The sequence below is a fragment of the Candidatus Rhodoluna planktonica genome, from assembly GCF_001854225.1.
Lineage (GTDB): Bacteria > Actinomycetota > Actinomycetes > Actinomycetales > Microbacteriaceae > Rhodoluna > Rhodoluna planktonica.
Genome location: NZ_CP015208.1, coordinates 539,314 through 554,149 on the forward strand (window position 1 = coordinate 539,314; position 14,836 = coordinate 554,149).

Genomic DNA, 14,836 nt, shown 5'->3' on the forward strand with positions numbered 1-14,836 from the left:
TTAGGAGAGCAAGTTGAAGACCAAGGTCGAAACACTAAACCCAACACGCGTAAAGCTTGTCATCGAGGCTAATCCAGCTGATTTCAAGTCAAGTATTGATCACGCTTACCAGCACATTGCCGAAGGCGTGAACATCCCTGGGTTCCGCAAAGGTAAGGTTCCAGCCGCAATCCTTGACCAGCGTGTCGGGCGTCCAGCAATCTTGGCTCACGCAATCAACGACGGTCTTGACGGCCTCTACCGCGCTGCAATTGAAGAGCACAAACTTCGCCCAATTGGCCAGCCTCAGGCAGATGTCAAGCAGACTCCAGACGAAAAAACTTTCGAGGGTGACCTAATCGTTGAGATTGAGGTTGAGGTTCGTCCAGAAATCAAGCTCAAAGACTACGCCGGCATCAAACTGACCGTTGATGAGGTCAAGGTTGACAAAAAGGATGTTGAAGCTGAACTAGACGCTCTTCGCGCACGCTTCGGATCATTGAAGACTGTAGATCGTCCTGCTAAGAAGGGTGACTTCACCACCATCAGCCTCACCGCAACAATTGATGGCAAGCAGATCGATGCGGCTGAGAACATCTCTTACGAAATTGGTTCAGGCAACCTACTCGATGGCATCGACGACGCGCTAGACACCCTAACCGCCGGCGAATCGACAACTTTCAAGTCGCGACTAGTTGGTGGCGAGGCTAAAGGGCAAGATGCAGAAATCTCTGTCACCTTGCAAGCTGTAAAAGAGCGCGAATTGCCTAAGGCAGACGACGACTTCGCTCAACTGGCCAGCGAATTCGACACTTTGGCTGAGCTTAAAGCAGCTCTTGAGAAGTCAATCGCGCAGTCAAAGGTATTTGACCAGGGTGTTCAGGCCCGTCAGGTGCTAACCGAGAAGCTGCTCGAGCAAAATGATGTTCCGGTCTCACAAGAACTAGTCGAGGCTGAGGTGCACCGTCACCTTGAAGGCGAAGGCCGACTCGAAGATGACAAGCACCGCGCTGAGGTAACCGAAGACAGCACTAAGAACTTCAAAACTCAGATGTTGCTTGATGCAATCGTCGAAAAAGAAGAAATCCAGGTTGGCGAGCAAGAGCTAATCAACTACCTAGTGCAGGTTTCACAGCAGTACGGCATGGCACCAAACGACTTCATTAAGACCATTAGCGAGCAGGGTCAGGTTCCCGCTTTTGTGGCTGAGGTGGCTCGCCGCAAGGCTCTAGCCGTTGTGCTTGAAAAAGCCGAGGTTGTTGACTCGGCCGGAAATAAGGTTGACCTAACCGAGTTCAACAAGGTAACCCTTGACGACGGCGACTCTCACGAGGGTCACGACCACTAAGTTCTTTCCCAAAAAGACCCTGCCTCGGCGGGGTCTTTTTATTTTTAATGGTGTCTTTAGCCTGGGGCGAACACGCATCATTTTTCTGGCCGATGCTGGTTATCTTTATCAGGTACCTATTTGAAAAGGGAGATTTTCAATGGCTGATGCACCTCAGATGCCAAACAGCACCTTCGAGCGACTTCTTAAAGATCGCATTATTTGGCTTGGCTCAGAAGTTCGCGACGACATGGCAAATGAAATTTGCGCCAAAATTCTGTTGCTTGCAGCTGAAGATTCAACCAAAGACATTTACCTTTACATAAATTCACCCGGTGGCTCAATTACTGCGGGTATGGCAATTTACGACACCATGAAATATGTTCCAAACGACATTGTCACGGTTGGAATCGGTATGTGCGCATCAATGGGGCAGTTCTTGCTCTCTTCAGGAACCAAGGGAAAGCGTTACGCAACCCCGAACACACGTGTGCTATTGCACCAGCCGCACGGTGGGTTTGGCGGAACCGCGTCAGACATTCAGACTCAGGCTGAACTAATCATGTCGATGAAGAAGCAGCTGGCAAGCATCACTGCAGAACAAACCGGCAAAACTGTCGAGCAAATCATGCAAGACGGCGATCGTGACCGCTGGTTTACCGCTCAAGAGGCCCTCGAGTACGGATTCATCGACCACATTCAAGAATTTGCCGGTTCTGCTACCGGTGTCGGAAATAACTAAGGCTAGGTAAAAATGACTGACAAGCTATTCAGAAGCCCTGAGGCTCGCTACATTCTTCCTACCTTTGAAGAGCGAACCTCTTACGGGTTCAAACGCCAGGACCCATACAACAAACTCTTTGAAGACCGCATTGTATTTTTGGGTGTTCAGGTTGATGATGCATCCGCCGACGACATCATGGCTCAGTTGTTGGTGCTCGAATCTCAAGATCCAGATCGAGATATCACCATGTACATCAACTCACCGGGTGGTTCGTTCACCGCTATGACTGCGATCTACGACACCATGCAGTACATCCGTCCTCAAATTCAAACTGTTTGTTTGGGTCAAGCTGCGTCTGCGGCTGCAGTGCTACTAGCAGCAGGAGCACCAGGAAAGCGTTTGGCCTTGCCAAATGCGCGAGTTCTTATCCACCAGCCGTCAACCGGTGACGCGGGTCGAGGTCAGGCATCAGACATCGAGATTCAGGCTCGCGAAATTATGCGATTGCGCGAGTGGCTAGAGAGCACTTTGGCAAAACATTCAAAGCGCTCGGTTGCCGAGGTCAACAAAGACATCGACCGCGACAAGATTCTTACCGCCGAGGAAGCGTTGCAATACGGCCTAATCGACCAGGTTTTGACTTCAAGAAAAAACGCGTAATTGGCTGAAATGCGGGCGAGTTTAAGCCCGCATTTCTTCTTTAAAGGCATAAAGTTTTTACATGACTAAGCTTGGCGAATCAGGCGATTTCCTGAAATGTACCTTCTGTGGCAAAAGCCAGAAGCAGGTTCGCAAACTAATTGCCGGGCCATCGGTTTACATCTGCGATGAATGTATCGAGCTTTGCAACGAAATAATCGAAGAAGAGCTCGGCAACGCAACAGCCGAGGTTGTTGAAGAACTTGATTTACCAAAACCCAAAGAGATTAAATCTTTTCTGGACGAGTACGTAATTGGTCAAGATCAGGCAAAAAAAGCCCTGGCCGTGGCCGTATACAACCACTACAAACGCCTGCGCTCTCGAGGAACACTGACCGCTGCAGGTAAAGATCACGACTCGATTGAAATTGCCAAATCCAACATTTTGATGATTGGCCCAACCGGTTGTGGCAAAACCTATTTAGCTCAAACTCTGGCTAAGCGCCTAAACGTTCCGTTTGCCGTGGCTGACGCCACTGCTCTGACCGAGGCCGGCTATGTCGGCGAAGATGTCGAGAACATTCTGCTCAAACTTCTTCAGGCTGCAGAGTTTGATGTCAAGCGTGCTGAGACTGGCATCATTTACATCGACGAGATCGACAAAATTTCTCGCAAAGCCGAGAATCCATCGATTACCCGCGATGTATCTGGCGAAGGTGTTCAGCAGGCGCTTCTCAAAATTCTTGAGGGTACTGTCGCATCTGTGCCACCCCAGGGTGGCAGAAAACATCCGCAGCAGGAATTCATCCAAATTGACACGACAAACGTCTTGTTCATCGTTGCCGGAGCATTTGCTGGTTTAGAAGAGATTATTTCTGCCCGTGCCGGTAAAAAAGGCATCGGCTTTGGTGCGCCTATCGCCGGTAAAAGTGACGAGGTTGAAATCTTCAACGAGGTCCAGCCAGAAGATTTGCGCAAATTTGGGCTCATCCCCGAATTTATCGGCCGACTGCCGGTGATGGCTACGGTTACGCCACTAGATCGCCCTGCTCTGATTGCAATCCTTACCGAACCAAAGAATGCCTTGGTAAAGCAGTACCAACGCATGTTTGAGCTTGACGGCTTCGACCTCAAATTTGAGAAAGATGCCCTCGAGGCCATCGCCGACTTGGCTGTCCAACGCGAAACCGGTGCTCGAGGTCTGCGGGCAATCATGGAAGAAATCCTTGGTCCGGTTATGTTTGAAATTCCAGGTAGCGAGCAGCAGGGGACAATTCTCATTACCAAATCGGTGGTAGTTGATAAAGCTGAGCCGCAACTCATACCGTTCAAGGTTGCTCGAGAAAAAACCGCCTAATTTCTAATGACTCAAGCCAATAAATTGCAGATTTCTGCAAAAGACCTAGTTGCGCCTTTTCTGGCCGGAACAGTTGCCTCGGTAACCGGAACTGCCGCGAGCATTGGCATCGTCTTAGCAGCATTTCTTTCACTGGGCGCCAGCACCGAACAAACAGCATCTGCAGTTTTCATCATGCTGTTGTTTTACGGTTTGCTTTCGGTATTGCTCAGTTGGCGATACAAAATGCCTATCTCAATTGTCTGGAGCACTCCAGGCGGGGCGTTACTGGTTGCCAGCGGTGGGCTGGTTAGTCAGGGAGGCCTAAATTTCAACACTGCGGTTGGCGCCTTCATGGTTTCAGGTGTACTCGTAGCCCTGACCGGCTTCTGGCCGACTCTGGGGCGGCTGGTTGCATCCATCCCAAAACCAATCGCATCGGCGATGCTTGCCGGAGTAATTTTTAGTTTTTGTCTTGCCCCTTTTCAAGCCGCGTCAAATTGGCCGCTTATTGTTTTCCCCGCAATTTTGGTTTGGTTCGTTCTTTTTAGGGTCGCGCAAATTTGGGCCGCTCCAGCGGCAATGGTCGTGGTGTTCTCACTGGTGTCAATTTTCGAAGGCATCAAGCTCGAACAAAATTCGCTAGTGCCACACTTGGTTGTTGTCGCGCCCGAATTTAATTTGGCAGCAATAATCGGTATTTCAATTCCGCTGTATTTAGTCACCATGGCATCGCAAAATGTTCCGGGAATTGCCATCATGAAAACCTTTGGTTTCGATGTCCCTTTCAAGCCAGTCATGGTTACAACCGGTCTAACCAGCGTCCTCGGTTCAATGTTTGGTGGCTTCAACCTGAACCTAGCCGCTATAACCGCAGCGATAAATGCCAATGAGCAGGCACACCCAGAGGCAGGTAAGCGCTGGCTGGCATCCGTTTTGGGCGGTGTTGAATATGTCCTTTTGGCGCTGGCCACCCCAGCGTTGGTCGCCTTCGTGCACCAGACTCCACGCGAATTAATTTTGACGGTTGCTGGCTTGGCCCTCGTTGGCACGATTACTAGTGCGCTGGCCCAAGCAACCGAAGATCCTCGCTTGAGGCTACCGGCGGTGCTTACCTTCCTGGTTGGCGCATCCTCGGTCAGTTTCCTTTCAATTGGTGCGGCTTTCTGGGCTCTTCTAGCCGGTTTGCTGATGATGGCTTGGACTAGAGAAAAGCAGGGCAAGAAGTGACCGCAGCATTTGCCGGATTAGCCATGGGGCTATCGCTGATCATCGCCATCGGTGCCCAAAATGCTTTTGTTTTGCGCCAGGGATTGGCTAAATCAAACATTGGCCTGATTGTTTTGATTTGTGCGCTCTCGGATGCACTGCTTATTTTTCTCGGTGTAGCCGGTTTAGGTGCCGCAATTTCTGCGCTACCTTGGTTGCTGCAACTGGTCAAGTGGCTGGGCGTTGCTTACCTGCTCTGGTTTGCAATTAGAACCTGGCTGCAATCGAATCAGCACTCTTCGCTGAAGCCAGCCGCGGAAGTTAAATCAGGTCGTTGGGCTGCCGCCGCAACAGCGTTGATGCTTACCTATCTAAACCCACACGTTTATCTCGACACCGTTATCCTGCTGGGCAGTATTGCCAACCAATTCGGTCAAGACCGCTGGATGTTTGCCATCGGAGCAATGACCGGCTCGGTCCTCTGGTTCACCGGACTCGGCTACGCCGCCAAGGCGCTGTCTAAATTTGCCTCGAGCGCTAGGTTTTGGAAAATCTTCGATCGACTGGTGGCTTTGGTTATCGCCGCCATCGCCATCAGCCTGGTTTTCAATACCAATCTTGGTTAGTCGGTAACCTCAGCCAAGACGATGTCTACCATGGCAAGTTCGTCGGCTTCGGCATAAGCCAAGTCGCTGATTTTGCCGATGGACTTGAGGTCAGCTTCAATCAGTCGCATCGACGTGAGCACAGCGGCAGGAGCCTGCAGGGTCGCTGACTGAATTGGTGCCTTCATCGAAACTTTGGCATCGGATTTCGCTTTACGAACCCCAGAAACTGCGGTTGTCGCCAACTCAAGCAGGCCGTGATAGCCGAAATCTAGACCGTCAGTAACTTCTTCGGCGGTTGGCCAACTAGCACGGTGAATCGAACCCGCGGCAGATTGCCACCAGCTCCAAACCTCATCGGTGGCAAACGGCAAGAATGGTGCGAAAAGGCGAAGCATCGTGTGCAATGCCCGACGCAGCGCGAAGGCAGCCGATGCTTGGGCTTGTGCTGAATAGCGACCCTCGGCGTTGTAGGCGCGCTCTTTAACCAATTCGAGGTAATCATCGGTGAAAGTCCAGAAGAAGCGCTCTGCTGTCTCTAGAGCCTTGGTGTGGTCGTAGTTTTCAAAAGCCTCGGTCGCTGCCTTAACCGCATCGCCAAGTGCCAACAACATTGCAGCATCGATTGGTTCACTGACCGAGAACTCACCCTCGGGTACATCAAACGAAAGGGTGAACTTGGCTGCGTTCAGAATCTTGATGGCCAGTCGTCGACCAACCTTCATCTGCCCTTCGTCAAAAGCGGCGTCAGTGCCGAGTCGGGCCGACGCAGCCCAGTAACGGACAGCATCCGCTCCGTGATTGTCAATTGGCTCGGCCGGCACGACAACGTTGCCCTTCGATTTCGACATTTTCTTTCGATCTGGGTCGAGAATCCATCCTGAAATGGCCGCATCAGACCAAGGAAGTGATCCGTGTTCTTGCTGAGCTCGCAACACTGTTGAGAATAGCCAGGTGCGGATGATGTCCTGACCCTGCGGGCGAAGATCGTAGGGGAAAACCTTGGCAAACTTCTCTGGATCGGCAAGCCAGCCACCGGCAAGCTGCGGAGTTAAGGACGATGTGGCCCAGGTGTCCATGATGTCCATTTCACCGGTAAAACCGCCAGGCTGATCGCGTTGCGCCTCGCTAAATCCGTCGGGAACATCTGTGGATGGATCAATCGGCAGCTGCGAGCTTTGCGGAACCAGCGGTGACTCAAAATCTGGATTTCCAGATTCGTCAAGACGGTACCAAACCGGAATTGGGACACCGAAGAAACGTTGGCGAGAGATCAGCCAGTCTCCGGTGAGACCGTTGACCCAGTTTTCGTATCGAACACGCATGAAATCTGGATGGAATTTGAGCTCTTTACCCAACTCGATGAGACGCTCACGGATAGCGGCGTCTCGGCCACCGTTGCGGATGTACCACTGTCGGGTTGACACGATCTCGAGCGGCTTATCGCCTTTTTCGAAGAACTTTACGTCGTGGCTGATGCTTCTAGGCTCGCCAATCATGTCACCGGATTCTTGCAGCAGTTCAACAATTCGGGCCTTGGCTGAGAACACGGTTTTGCCAGCAAGTTCGGCAAAAGCTGCAACTCCGGCCGGCGAAGTTATCGCTTCCGGGCATTCATCGATGATTCGACCGTCGAACCCGATAATGGCGCGATTCGGAAGATCGAGCTCACGCCACCAAATCACGTCGGTTACGTCACCGAAAGTACAGATCATGGCGATGCCGGTGCCTTTATCGATTTGCGCTAACCGGTGAGCAACGACCGGAACCTCAACATCAAATAGGGGAGTGCGAACGGTTTTACCAAACAGTCCTTGGTATCGCTCGTCATCGGGATGGGCCACAAGTGCAACACAGGCAGGTAGCAATTCTGGTCTTGTGGTTTCGATGAAGATTTTGCCGTCGGGGCCGTTGAAACCCAATTTGTGATACGCTCCCGGCTGTTCTCGGTCTTCTAGCTCAGCTTGCGCAACCGCGGTTCTGAACGTGACATCCCAGAGGGTTGGTGCCATTGATTGGTAAGCCTCGCCGCGGGCTAGGTTATTCAAGAAAGCTTGCTGTGAAACAGCGATTGCATCGGGCGAAATAGTTTGGTAAGTCTGGCTCCAGTCGACCGAAAGGCCAAGTTTGCGCCAGAGGGCCTCAAACTGTTTTTCGTCTTCGCTGGTCAGCTTTTCGCAAAGCTCAATAAAGTTTCGACGCGAAATCGGAAGCTGATCAGCGGCTTTGCTGCTCTTGTTGTCGCCACCTTCAAATGGTGGAACAAAATTTTCCTGGTAGGGAAGACTTGGATCGCAACGGACACCGAAGTAGTTCTGAACTCGTCGCTCGGTTGGCAAACCGTTGTCATCCCAGCCCATTGGATAGTAAACCTCAAGGCCTCGCATGCGCTTGAATCGGGCGACAACGTCGGTGTGGGTGTAACTAAAAACGTGGCCGACATGCAGCGACCCCGAAACCGTTGGTGGTGGGGTGTCTATCGAAAAGATTTGGCTTTTGTCAGCGCTGCGATCAAAACTGTAGACGCAATTCTCGTCCCAGTTTTTTGACCACTTTTCTTCTAGGCCTTCGACACCGACCTTCTCTGGTGTGGTGGCTTTTGCCAGGATGTTGATGCTAGAAGCAGATTGGGCAGTATTCACGCTGAAAGTCTCCAAAAAACGGGTTGGTAACAGGTTAACATTGTTGAGGTAAGTCTTGCTGCTTGAACTGAAAGCTCTGAATGTATCCGAAGAATAAAAAAGCCTCGAATGATGCGCGCGATGGCGTGAATCCAAGTCCGAGTTTTCCAAAGATTGAAGAGCAGATTCTTGAGTTCTGGCAACAGGATTCAACTTTTCAGGCCTCAATTGATCAACGCGCTGCCGAGAATGCACAAGAGTTTGTCTTTTACGATGGCCCTCCTTTCGCCAACGGTTTGCCACACTACGGTCACCTGCTGACCGGTTATGCGAAGGACATGATTCCTCGCTTCAAGACCATGCAGGGGTACCGCGTGGAGCGTCGTTTCGGTTGGGACACCCACGGTCTACCAGCCGAGGTTGAGGCCGAGCGTCAACTAGGAATCTCTGGCCGCCCCGAGATTGAAAAATACGGCATCGACAAGTTCAACGAGTACTGCAAAACCTCGGTGCTGAAATACACCGAAGACTGGCGAACCTTCGTTACTCGCCAGGCTCGCTGGGTAGATTTCGACAACGACTACAAAACATTGGATGCAAGTTTCACCGAAAGCGTGATTTGGGCTTTTAGTGAACTTCACAAAAAGGGTCTGGTTTACGAGGGCTTCAAGGTGCTGGCATATTGCTGGCGCTGTGAGACTCCGCTTTCCAATCACGAACTTCGAATGGATGACGAGGTTTACCGTCAGCGTCAAGACCAAACCCTAACCGTCACTTTCCCAATTTCTGATGGTCAAAAATTCGCTCAAGCAAAGTTGCTAGCTTGGACAACAACCCCGTGGACACTGCCGACCAACTTTGCCTTAGCTGTGGGTTCGAAGATTCGCTACGTTTTGATTCCTGCCGGTGAAGCAGGGTCTGCTGATGGCCTGGGCGGCAAATTCATCCTGGCAAAAACCCAAGTTGGTGCTTACGCCAAAGATTTGGGCTACGCCGATGCAGAGGCTGCTCTAGCCGCAATCGAAGAAGAGTTTGACGGATCTGAACTTGCCGGCATTCGTTACGAGCGTCTGTTTGATTACTACGCCGATTCAGAAAAATTCGATGTTGCCAATGCCTGGCAAGTTTTAGTTGACGATTACGTCACCGACGGCGACGGCACCGGAATCGTCCACCAAGCACCCGCCTACGGTGAAGATGACCAGCGGGTCTGTAACGCTGCCGGAATTCCAACCTATGTCAGCGTTGATGAGCGAGCCTGCTTCAACTCTTTAGTAACTGACTTTGTTGGCCAGCATGTTTTTGAGGCCAACAAACCGATTTCGCAATTACTTAAGGCCAACTCACGTGTGTTGCGCCAGGCTTCGTTTGAGCACCCCTACCCGCACTGCTATCGCTGCAAGAACCCGCTAATTTACAAAGCTGTTTCTTCTTGGTTTGTCGAAACAACCAAGCTCCGCGAGCGCATGCTTGAGCTAAATCAAGAAATCAACTGGACCCCAGAGCACACCAAAGATGGTTCATTCGGTAAGTGGCTCGAAAATGTTCGCGATTGGGCAATCAGCCGAAACCGTTTCTGGGGTGCGCCAATTCCAGTTTGGAAATCTGACGATCCAAACTACCCACGCATTGATGTTTACGGCTCACTGGATGAGATTGAGCGAGACTTCGGTGTGCGGCCGACCGACTTCCACCGACCTTACATCGACGAACTAGTCCGACCGAATCCAGATGATCCAACTGGAAAATCAATGATGCGCCGAGTGCCTGAAGTACTCGACTGCTGGTTCGAATCGGGCTCGATGCCTTATGCCCAGGTTCACTATCCGTTCGAAAACACCGATTGGTTTGAAACGCACAACCCTGGCGATTTCATTGTTGAGTATGTGGGCCAAACTCGTGGTTGGTTCTACACACTGCACGTTTTATCGACCGCGCTGTTCGACCGCCCAGCATTCAAATCGGCTATTTCACACGGCATCATCCTTGGCAATGACGGCCAAAAAATGTCGAAGTCGCTCAGAAACTACCCGGATGTAAACGAGGTGTTCGACCGCGACGGTGCCGACGCGATGCGTTGGTTCTTGCTGTCCAGCCCTATCTTGCGCGGCGGAAACCTGATCGTAACCGAGCAGGGTATCCGCGAGGGTGTGCGCCAGGTGCTGCTGCCACTGTGGAACACCTGGTACTTCTTCTCGCTATACGCGAATGCTGCCAAGTACGAAGCGAAAACGAGTTTTTCGAGTCAAGACGTGCTAGATCGCTACCTATTGGCAAAAACCAGCGATTTGATCACTGAGGTTGAAGGGCATTTCAATCGCTACGACTCGTATTCGGCCGCGGCCAGCTTGCGCGATTTTGCTGACCTTTTGACCAACTGGTACGTGCGTCGATCACGCGATCGATTCTGGGATGGCTCACCCGAAGCATTCGACACTTTGTACACCGTGCTCGAAGCAGTTTGTCGAGTATCAGCGCCGCTACTGCCAATGGTTACCGAAGAAATTTGGCAGGGTCTAACCGGCGGTCGCAGTGTTCACCTCGAATCATGGCCGAATGCAGAAAACTTCCCAGCCGATGCCGCTTTGGTAGAGGCCATGGATAAAGTACGTGCCATTAGCTCTAGCGCTCAGGCGCTGCGAAAAGGAGCGGGTTTGCGTGTTCGTTTGCCGTTGGCCAAGCTCACTGTGGTCACCAAAAATGCCAATTTGCTCAGCGATTTTTCATCGATTTTGACTGACGAATTGAACGTGAAAGCGGTCGATCTGGTTGAGCTTTCTCTCGACTCAACATCTGAATTTGGGGTCACCAAGCGCCTAACCGTAAACTCACGCGCTGCCGGCCCACGAATCGGGAAAGACGTTCAGGCTGTAATTGCCGCGGCTAAGTCGGGCAACTGGGTTGAGGATAGCGGATCGGTTGTCGCCGGCGGTATTGCTCTTATCGAGGGTGAGTACGAAATCAACTTGGTAGCCGATACCGATGCCGAGCAAAATGCGACCAATCACATCGGCATTCTCACCGGTGGTGGTTTCTTGATTCTTGACGGCAAACTAACCCCAGAGCTTGAGGCTGAAGGACTGGCACGCGACGTGATTCGTGCGGTCCAGCAGGCTCGTAAAGACGCAGATCTCGATGTCAGCGATCGAATTGCTCTGTCGCTAACTGGTTCTGCCGAGGTTATTGCAGCAGTTGGTGCACACCAAGCCCTGGTTATGGCTGAGACGCTCACCCTTCAATTGGAAACCAAAGAAGAGCCTGTTTCAGCCGGGGCAACCGTGGGTAACGATTTGTTTGTGGCAATCAAGGTGGCAAAACTTGGTTGACGACCTCGACTATGAAGACGAGTTTTTAGCGGCGGCGCAGATAGTTCAAGAAAAACTACTCTCGCGTGTTCCAGAAAATAAAATTCGTCCTCGCCTCGCACCGACCGCTCGGTTGGCAGAACTCTTGGGCGACCCTCAGAAAAGCTATCGCGTCATTCATGTCACCGGAACAAATGGCAAAACCAGCACTGTTCGCTTTATCGATCGAATTTTGCGAGAGTTGGGCCTTCGAGTCGGTCGTTTTACCAGCCCTCACCTGGTCTCGCTGAATGAGCGCATCAGTATCGACGGCGAGCCGGTAACTAATGAAAGATTGGTTTCAATCTGGTCTGAAATTGAGCCAATTGTTGAATTTGTCGATAGTGAATTGATTGCTGCCGGCGATGAGCCGCTGACATTTTTTGAATTGCTGGCTGTCTTAGGTTTTGCGATTTTCGCGGATGCGCCAGTAGATGTTTTGGTTCTCGAAGTTGGCATGGGCGGCGAGTGGGATGCCACCAACATCGCCGACGGTGATGTTTCGGTATTCACCCCAATCGGCATGGACCACGCAGATCGACTCGGTGAAACAATTGCCGAAATTGCGACAACTAAATCGGGCATCATCAAAGCGGGGTCAATCGTTGTTTCGGCACCGCAGTCCCAGGCCGCCAAGGCAGTGCTTGACGCGGTGGCGGCAGAGCGAGCTGAAAAAATCTTCCACTATGGCTCTGATTTTGAGGTCGAATCAAGTGTTGGCTTAGGTTTTGGTCAAGAGCTTGCCCTGCGCAATATTGCTGGCTCATACGTCGAATTAAAATTTCCGATTTTAGGCCTGCACCAGGCGCAAAATCTTGCCCTTGCCGTTGCGGCTGTAGAGGCGTTCATCGGTGGCGGCGAGCAGCGGCTGATGGATGATGTGGTGAGGGCTGCCACGGCAGACATGTCATCCCCTGGAAGACTTCAAATTATCAGCCCAGAACCACTGATTATTTTCGATGCCGCACACAATCCTGCCGGTGCTGAGATTTTGGTGGAAGCGCTGAATTCGGTTTTACCGGGTCGGGCGGTTATCGGTGTAGTTTCGGTACTTGCCGAGAAAGATGCGCGCGGAATACTGGGCGCGTTTGCTTCGAGATTTGACTCGATTATTCTGACGCAATCTTCATCAGCTCGGGCAATTCCATCTGAAGAACTCGAGTTGCTCGCGCAAGACTACTTTGACTTCGATCAAATTGAGGTTGAACCCAAGCCAGCACTAGCCTTGCGTCGCGCTTCGGAGCTTGCTGAGCAGATCCCGGGCGCGATGGTGATTGCAACCGGCTCGATTACGCTTATCGGAGACCTAATGAGTTACGTGCAACTGGATGAGGAAGAAGATGTCTAGCAGATCAACCCAACGAACCCTTGGTTCAATGTTGCTTGCCTTTGAATCATTTGTGGTGTTTTTTGCAACCCTGGTGGCTTTTGGGCTAAAAGTTGCTGACGGCCCCGTAGTTTGGGGTGTAGGTCTAACCTTGGCCTTTGTCTTAATTGCCACGCCGGCTATTTTGGGAAAGCCGTTTTCCTACTACTGGGGAACCTTTCTGCAGTTGGTTGTAATTTCCCTCGGTATTTGGGTTCCGCTGATGTATGTGGTTGGAGCCATTTTTATTTGCCTTTGGGCTTGGGCAATGCTCGCAGGTAGCACCATCGATAAAGCGCGTCGGGCCTATGAAAAAGCTCAACAGCTAACAACGGAGTAAAGACAATGACAGAACAGACACTTGTACTAATCAAGCCAGATGGTGTGAAGCGCAATCTAATCGGCGAGATTATCGCTCGCCTCGAGCGCAAAGGCTACGTAGTGGCCGACCTTAAAAAGTTCACTCCTTCGCGTGAGTTATTGGCCAAGCACTATGAAGAGCATGTCGGCAAACCTTTCTATGAGCCACTGGTCGATTTCATGGCATCAGGAGATGTCGTAGCTATCAAGCTTGAGGGCAATCGGGTGATTGAGGGTTTCCGAGCTTTGGCCGGGGCTACCGATCCTACCGTTGCAGCACCGGGCACCATCCGCGGTGATTTTGGTCGGGATTGGGGTCTGAAGGTTCAGCAGAATCTTGTGCACGGATCAGATTCTGTCGAATCAGCTAAGCGCGAATTGTCGCTCTGGTTCTAGCCAGCCGCCTAGCGGGCATCGTTTCTGCTGATTAGCCAGGGCAAATCAATTGGCGGCTCGCAGCGAACTTGAATGATCTGGGGAAGCGTTCCGCTTTGCGACTATAGGTTGCTGAAAAATTGCAACCACAAGCTCCAGAACTTGACCGCGATGGTGACGGCAATTGCCAAGTAGGTAACCACGATGAAGACCCATTTGTAGTCAAAGGCAGCCACGAAGAAATTTATGGTTTTGGTCGGTACCGGCACGAATCCCTCGCGAGTTCCAAGCAGCAGAGTCGACCAGAAAACTGGGATCATGCCCGCCCAAGCAACCATGCACCAGGGGCATAAGGCACCAATTGAGAAAACAGCCTGATCGAACAGCCAGAGCACGAAAACAAAACCCAAGAAGGTTCCAGCCAGGAATGCCTGCCAAAACCACGCTTTAAATTTCGCACCAGCGAGGACGGCAACACCTACGGCGATTGGGGCAACGAATGCGGCTATTCCGATAAGTGGGTTTGGGAATCCGAAAATTTTAGCCTGCCAGCTGAGCATGACCGACTTGCAGGAAATAAATGACGCAATGTCGCAGGCTAGCGAAGTTGCTGGGTCGGCTAATACTTTCAATCGATCCAAAGTCAGCATGAAGGATCCATACCAGCCAACTGCTCCGGCAATCAGTAACAACCAGGCTAGAGACTTAGGTGCTGAGATTAGATTCTCTTCGTGTTTTGCGCTCACATTTTCAGTATCGCATGGCTAATTGCTGAAATTATCTGATTCAGGTGCCATACTGGTCTAAGTTGCAAACGGACCACACCCGAACGCGACTAAAGGTTTAGCGAGAACAATTTCGCAGCATGCATAAGACCATTCGGCAGCGTGGCGAAGACAAACGGTTACTCGCAATTAGGTTTGGCATCTTGTAATCGCAAGTTGCAAAGAG

The 14,836-nt window shown here is 51.4% G+C and carries 12 protein-coding genes; 10 read left to right on the plus strand and 2 right to left on the minus strand.

Annotated elements, in window-relative coordinates; translation table 11 throughout:
- Positions 1-13 precede the first annotated feature (13 nt).
- From tig to A4Z71_RS02740, 6 genes are all read left to right on the plus strand, one after another.
- Positions 14-1,327, plus strand: coding sequence for a trigger factor (tig, locus tag A4Z71_RS02715; protein WP_070954425.1), 1,314 nt, complete (start codon positions 14-16; stop codon positions 1,325-1,327).
- A 139-nt stretch (positions 1,328-1,466) separates the two neighbouring features.
- Positions 1,467-2,048, plus strand: coding sequence for an ATP-dependent Clp protease proteolytic subunit (locus tag A4Z71_RS02720; RefSeq protein WP_193402156.1), 582 nt, complete (start codon positions 1,467-1,469; stop codon positions 2,046-2,048).
- 12 nt (positions 2,049-2,060) lie between these two features.
- On the plus strand, positions 2,061-2,690 hold the full coding sequence (locus A4Z71_RS02725; RefSeq protein ID WP_070954426.1) for an ATP-dependent Clp protease proteolytic subunit: 630 nt from the start codon (positions 2,061-2,063) through the stop codon (positions 2,688-2,690).
- 61 nt (positions 2,691-2,751) lie between these two features.
- Positions 2,752-4,026 (plus strand): ATP-dependent Clp protease ATP-binding subunit ClpX, encoded by a 1,275-nt coding sequence (gene clpX / locus A4Z71_RS02730; protein ID WP_070954427.1) that lies wholly within the window; start codon positions 2,752-2,754, stop codon positions 4,024-4,026.
- A 6-nt stretch (positions 4,027-4,032) separates the two neighbouring features.
- Positions 4,033-5,235 carry a benzoate/H(+) symporter BenE family transporter gene (locus tag A4Z71_RS02735; RefSeq protein ID WP_070954428.1) on the plus strand — a complete coding sequence of 401 codons (1,203 nt, stop codon included), beginning with the start codon at positions 4,033-4,035 and terminating at the stop codon, positions 5,233-5,235.
- Entirely contained in the window at positions 5,232-5,840 is a 609-nt protein-coding gene (locus A4Z71_RS02740) for a LysE/ArgO family amino acid transporter (protein ID WP_236858551.1), read from the plus strand. The genes A4Z71_RS02735 and A4Z71_RS02740 overlap by 4 nt, the downstream gene beginning before the upstream one ends.
- Here the strand turns inward: A4Z71_RS02740 and valS are convergent.
- Positions 5,837-8,461 (minus strand): valine--tRNA ligase, encoded by a 2,625-nt coding sequence (gene valS, locus A4Z71_RS02745; RefSeq protein WP_070954429.1) that lies wholly within the window; start codon positions 8,459-8,461, stop codon positions 5,837-5,839. The genes A4Z71_RS02740 and valS overlap by 4 nt on opposite strands.
- Before the next feature lie 80 nt (positions 8,462-8,541).
- On the opposite strand from valS, the gene ileS reads away from it, so the two are divergent.
- The 4 genes from ileS to ndk are packed head-to-tail and all read left to right on the plus strand — an operon-like array spanning position 8,542 to position 13,906.
- Positions 8,542-11,766: an isoleucine--tRNA ligase gene (gene ileS / locus A4Z71_RS02750; RefSeq protein WP_070954430.1), complete on the plus strand. Its 3,225-nt coding sequence runs from the start codon at positions 8,542-8,544 to the stop codon at positions 11,764-11,766.
- Complete coding sequence (locus A4Z71_RS02755) at positions 11,759-13,132, plus strand: bifunctional folylpolyglutamate synthase/dihydrofolate synthase (protein ID WP_070955220.1); 1,374 nt, start codon at positions 11,759-11,761, stop codon at positions 13,130-13,132. Before ileS ends, A4Z71_RS02755 begins: the two co-directional genes overlap by 8 nt.
- Entirely contained in the window at positions 13,125-13,490 is a 366-nt protein-coding gene (locus A4Z71_RS02760) for a DUF4233 domain-containing protein (RefSeq protein ID WP_158512772.1), read from the plus strand. The genes A4Z71_RS02755 and A4Z71_RS02760 overlap by 8 nt, the downstream gene beginning before the upstream one ends.
- Positions 13,491-13,495: 5 nt before the next feature.
- Complete coding sequence (gene ndk / locus A4Z71_RS02765; protein ID WP_070954432.1) at positions 13,496-13,906, plus strand: nucleoside-diphosphate kinase; 411 nt, start codon at positions 13,496-13,498, stop codon at positions 13,904-13,906.
- Between the two features lie 101 nt (positions 13,907-14,007).
- Here the strand turns inward: ndk and A4Z71_RS02770 are convergent, their stop codons facing one another.
- A complete protein-coding gene (locus A4Z71_RS02770) occupies positions 14,008-14,631 on the minus strand; it encodes a vitamin K epoxide reductase family protein (protein ID WP_236858552.1) in 624 nt (207 codons plus the stop codon).
- Between the last annotated feature and the right edge of the window lie 205 nt (positions 14,632-14,836).

Coding starts and splice junctions, on each gene's coding strand:
- A4Z71_RS02725 (WP_070954426.1), top strand. CDS start 2,061: ATGACTGACAAGCTATTCAGAAGCCCTGAGGCTCGCTACATTCTTCCT.
- ndk (WP_070954432.1), top strand. CDS start 13,496: ATGACAGAACAGACACTTGTACTAATCAAGCCAGATGGTGTGAAGCGC.
- ileS (WP_070954430.1), top strand. CDS start 8,542: ATGTATCCGAAGAATAAAAAAGCCTCGAATGATGCGCGCGATGGCGTG.
- clpX (WP_070954427.1), top strand. CDS start 2,752: ATGACTAAGCTTGGCGAATCAGGCGATTTCCTGAAATGTACCTTCTGT.
- A4Z71_RS02735 (WP_070954428.1), top strand. CDS start 4,033: ATGACTCAAGCCAATAAATTGCAGATTTCTGCAAAAGACCTAGTTGCG.
- A4Z71_RS02760 (WP_158512772.1), top strand. CDS start 13,125: ATGTCTAGCAGATCAACCCAACGAACCCTTGGTTCAATGTTGCTTGCC.
- A4Z71_RS02720 (WP_193402156.1), top strand. CDS start 1,467: ATGGCTGATGCACCTCAGATGCCAAACAGCACCTTCGAGCGACTTCTT.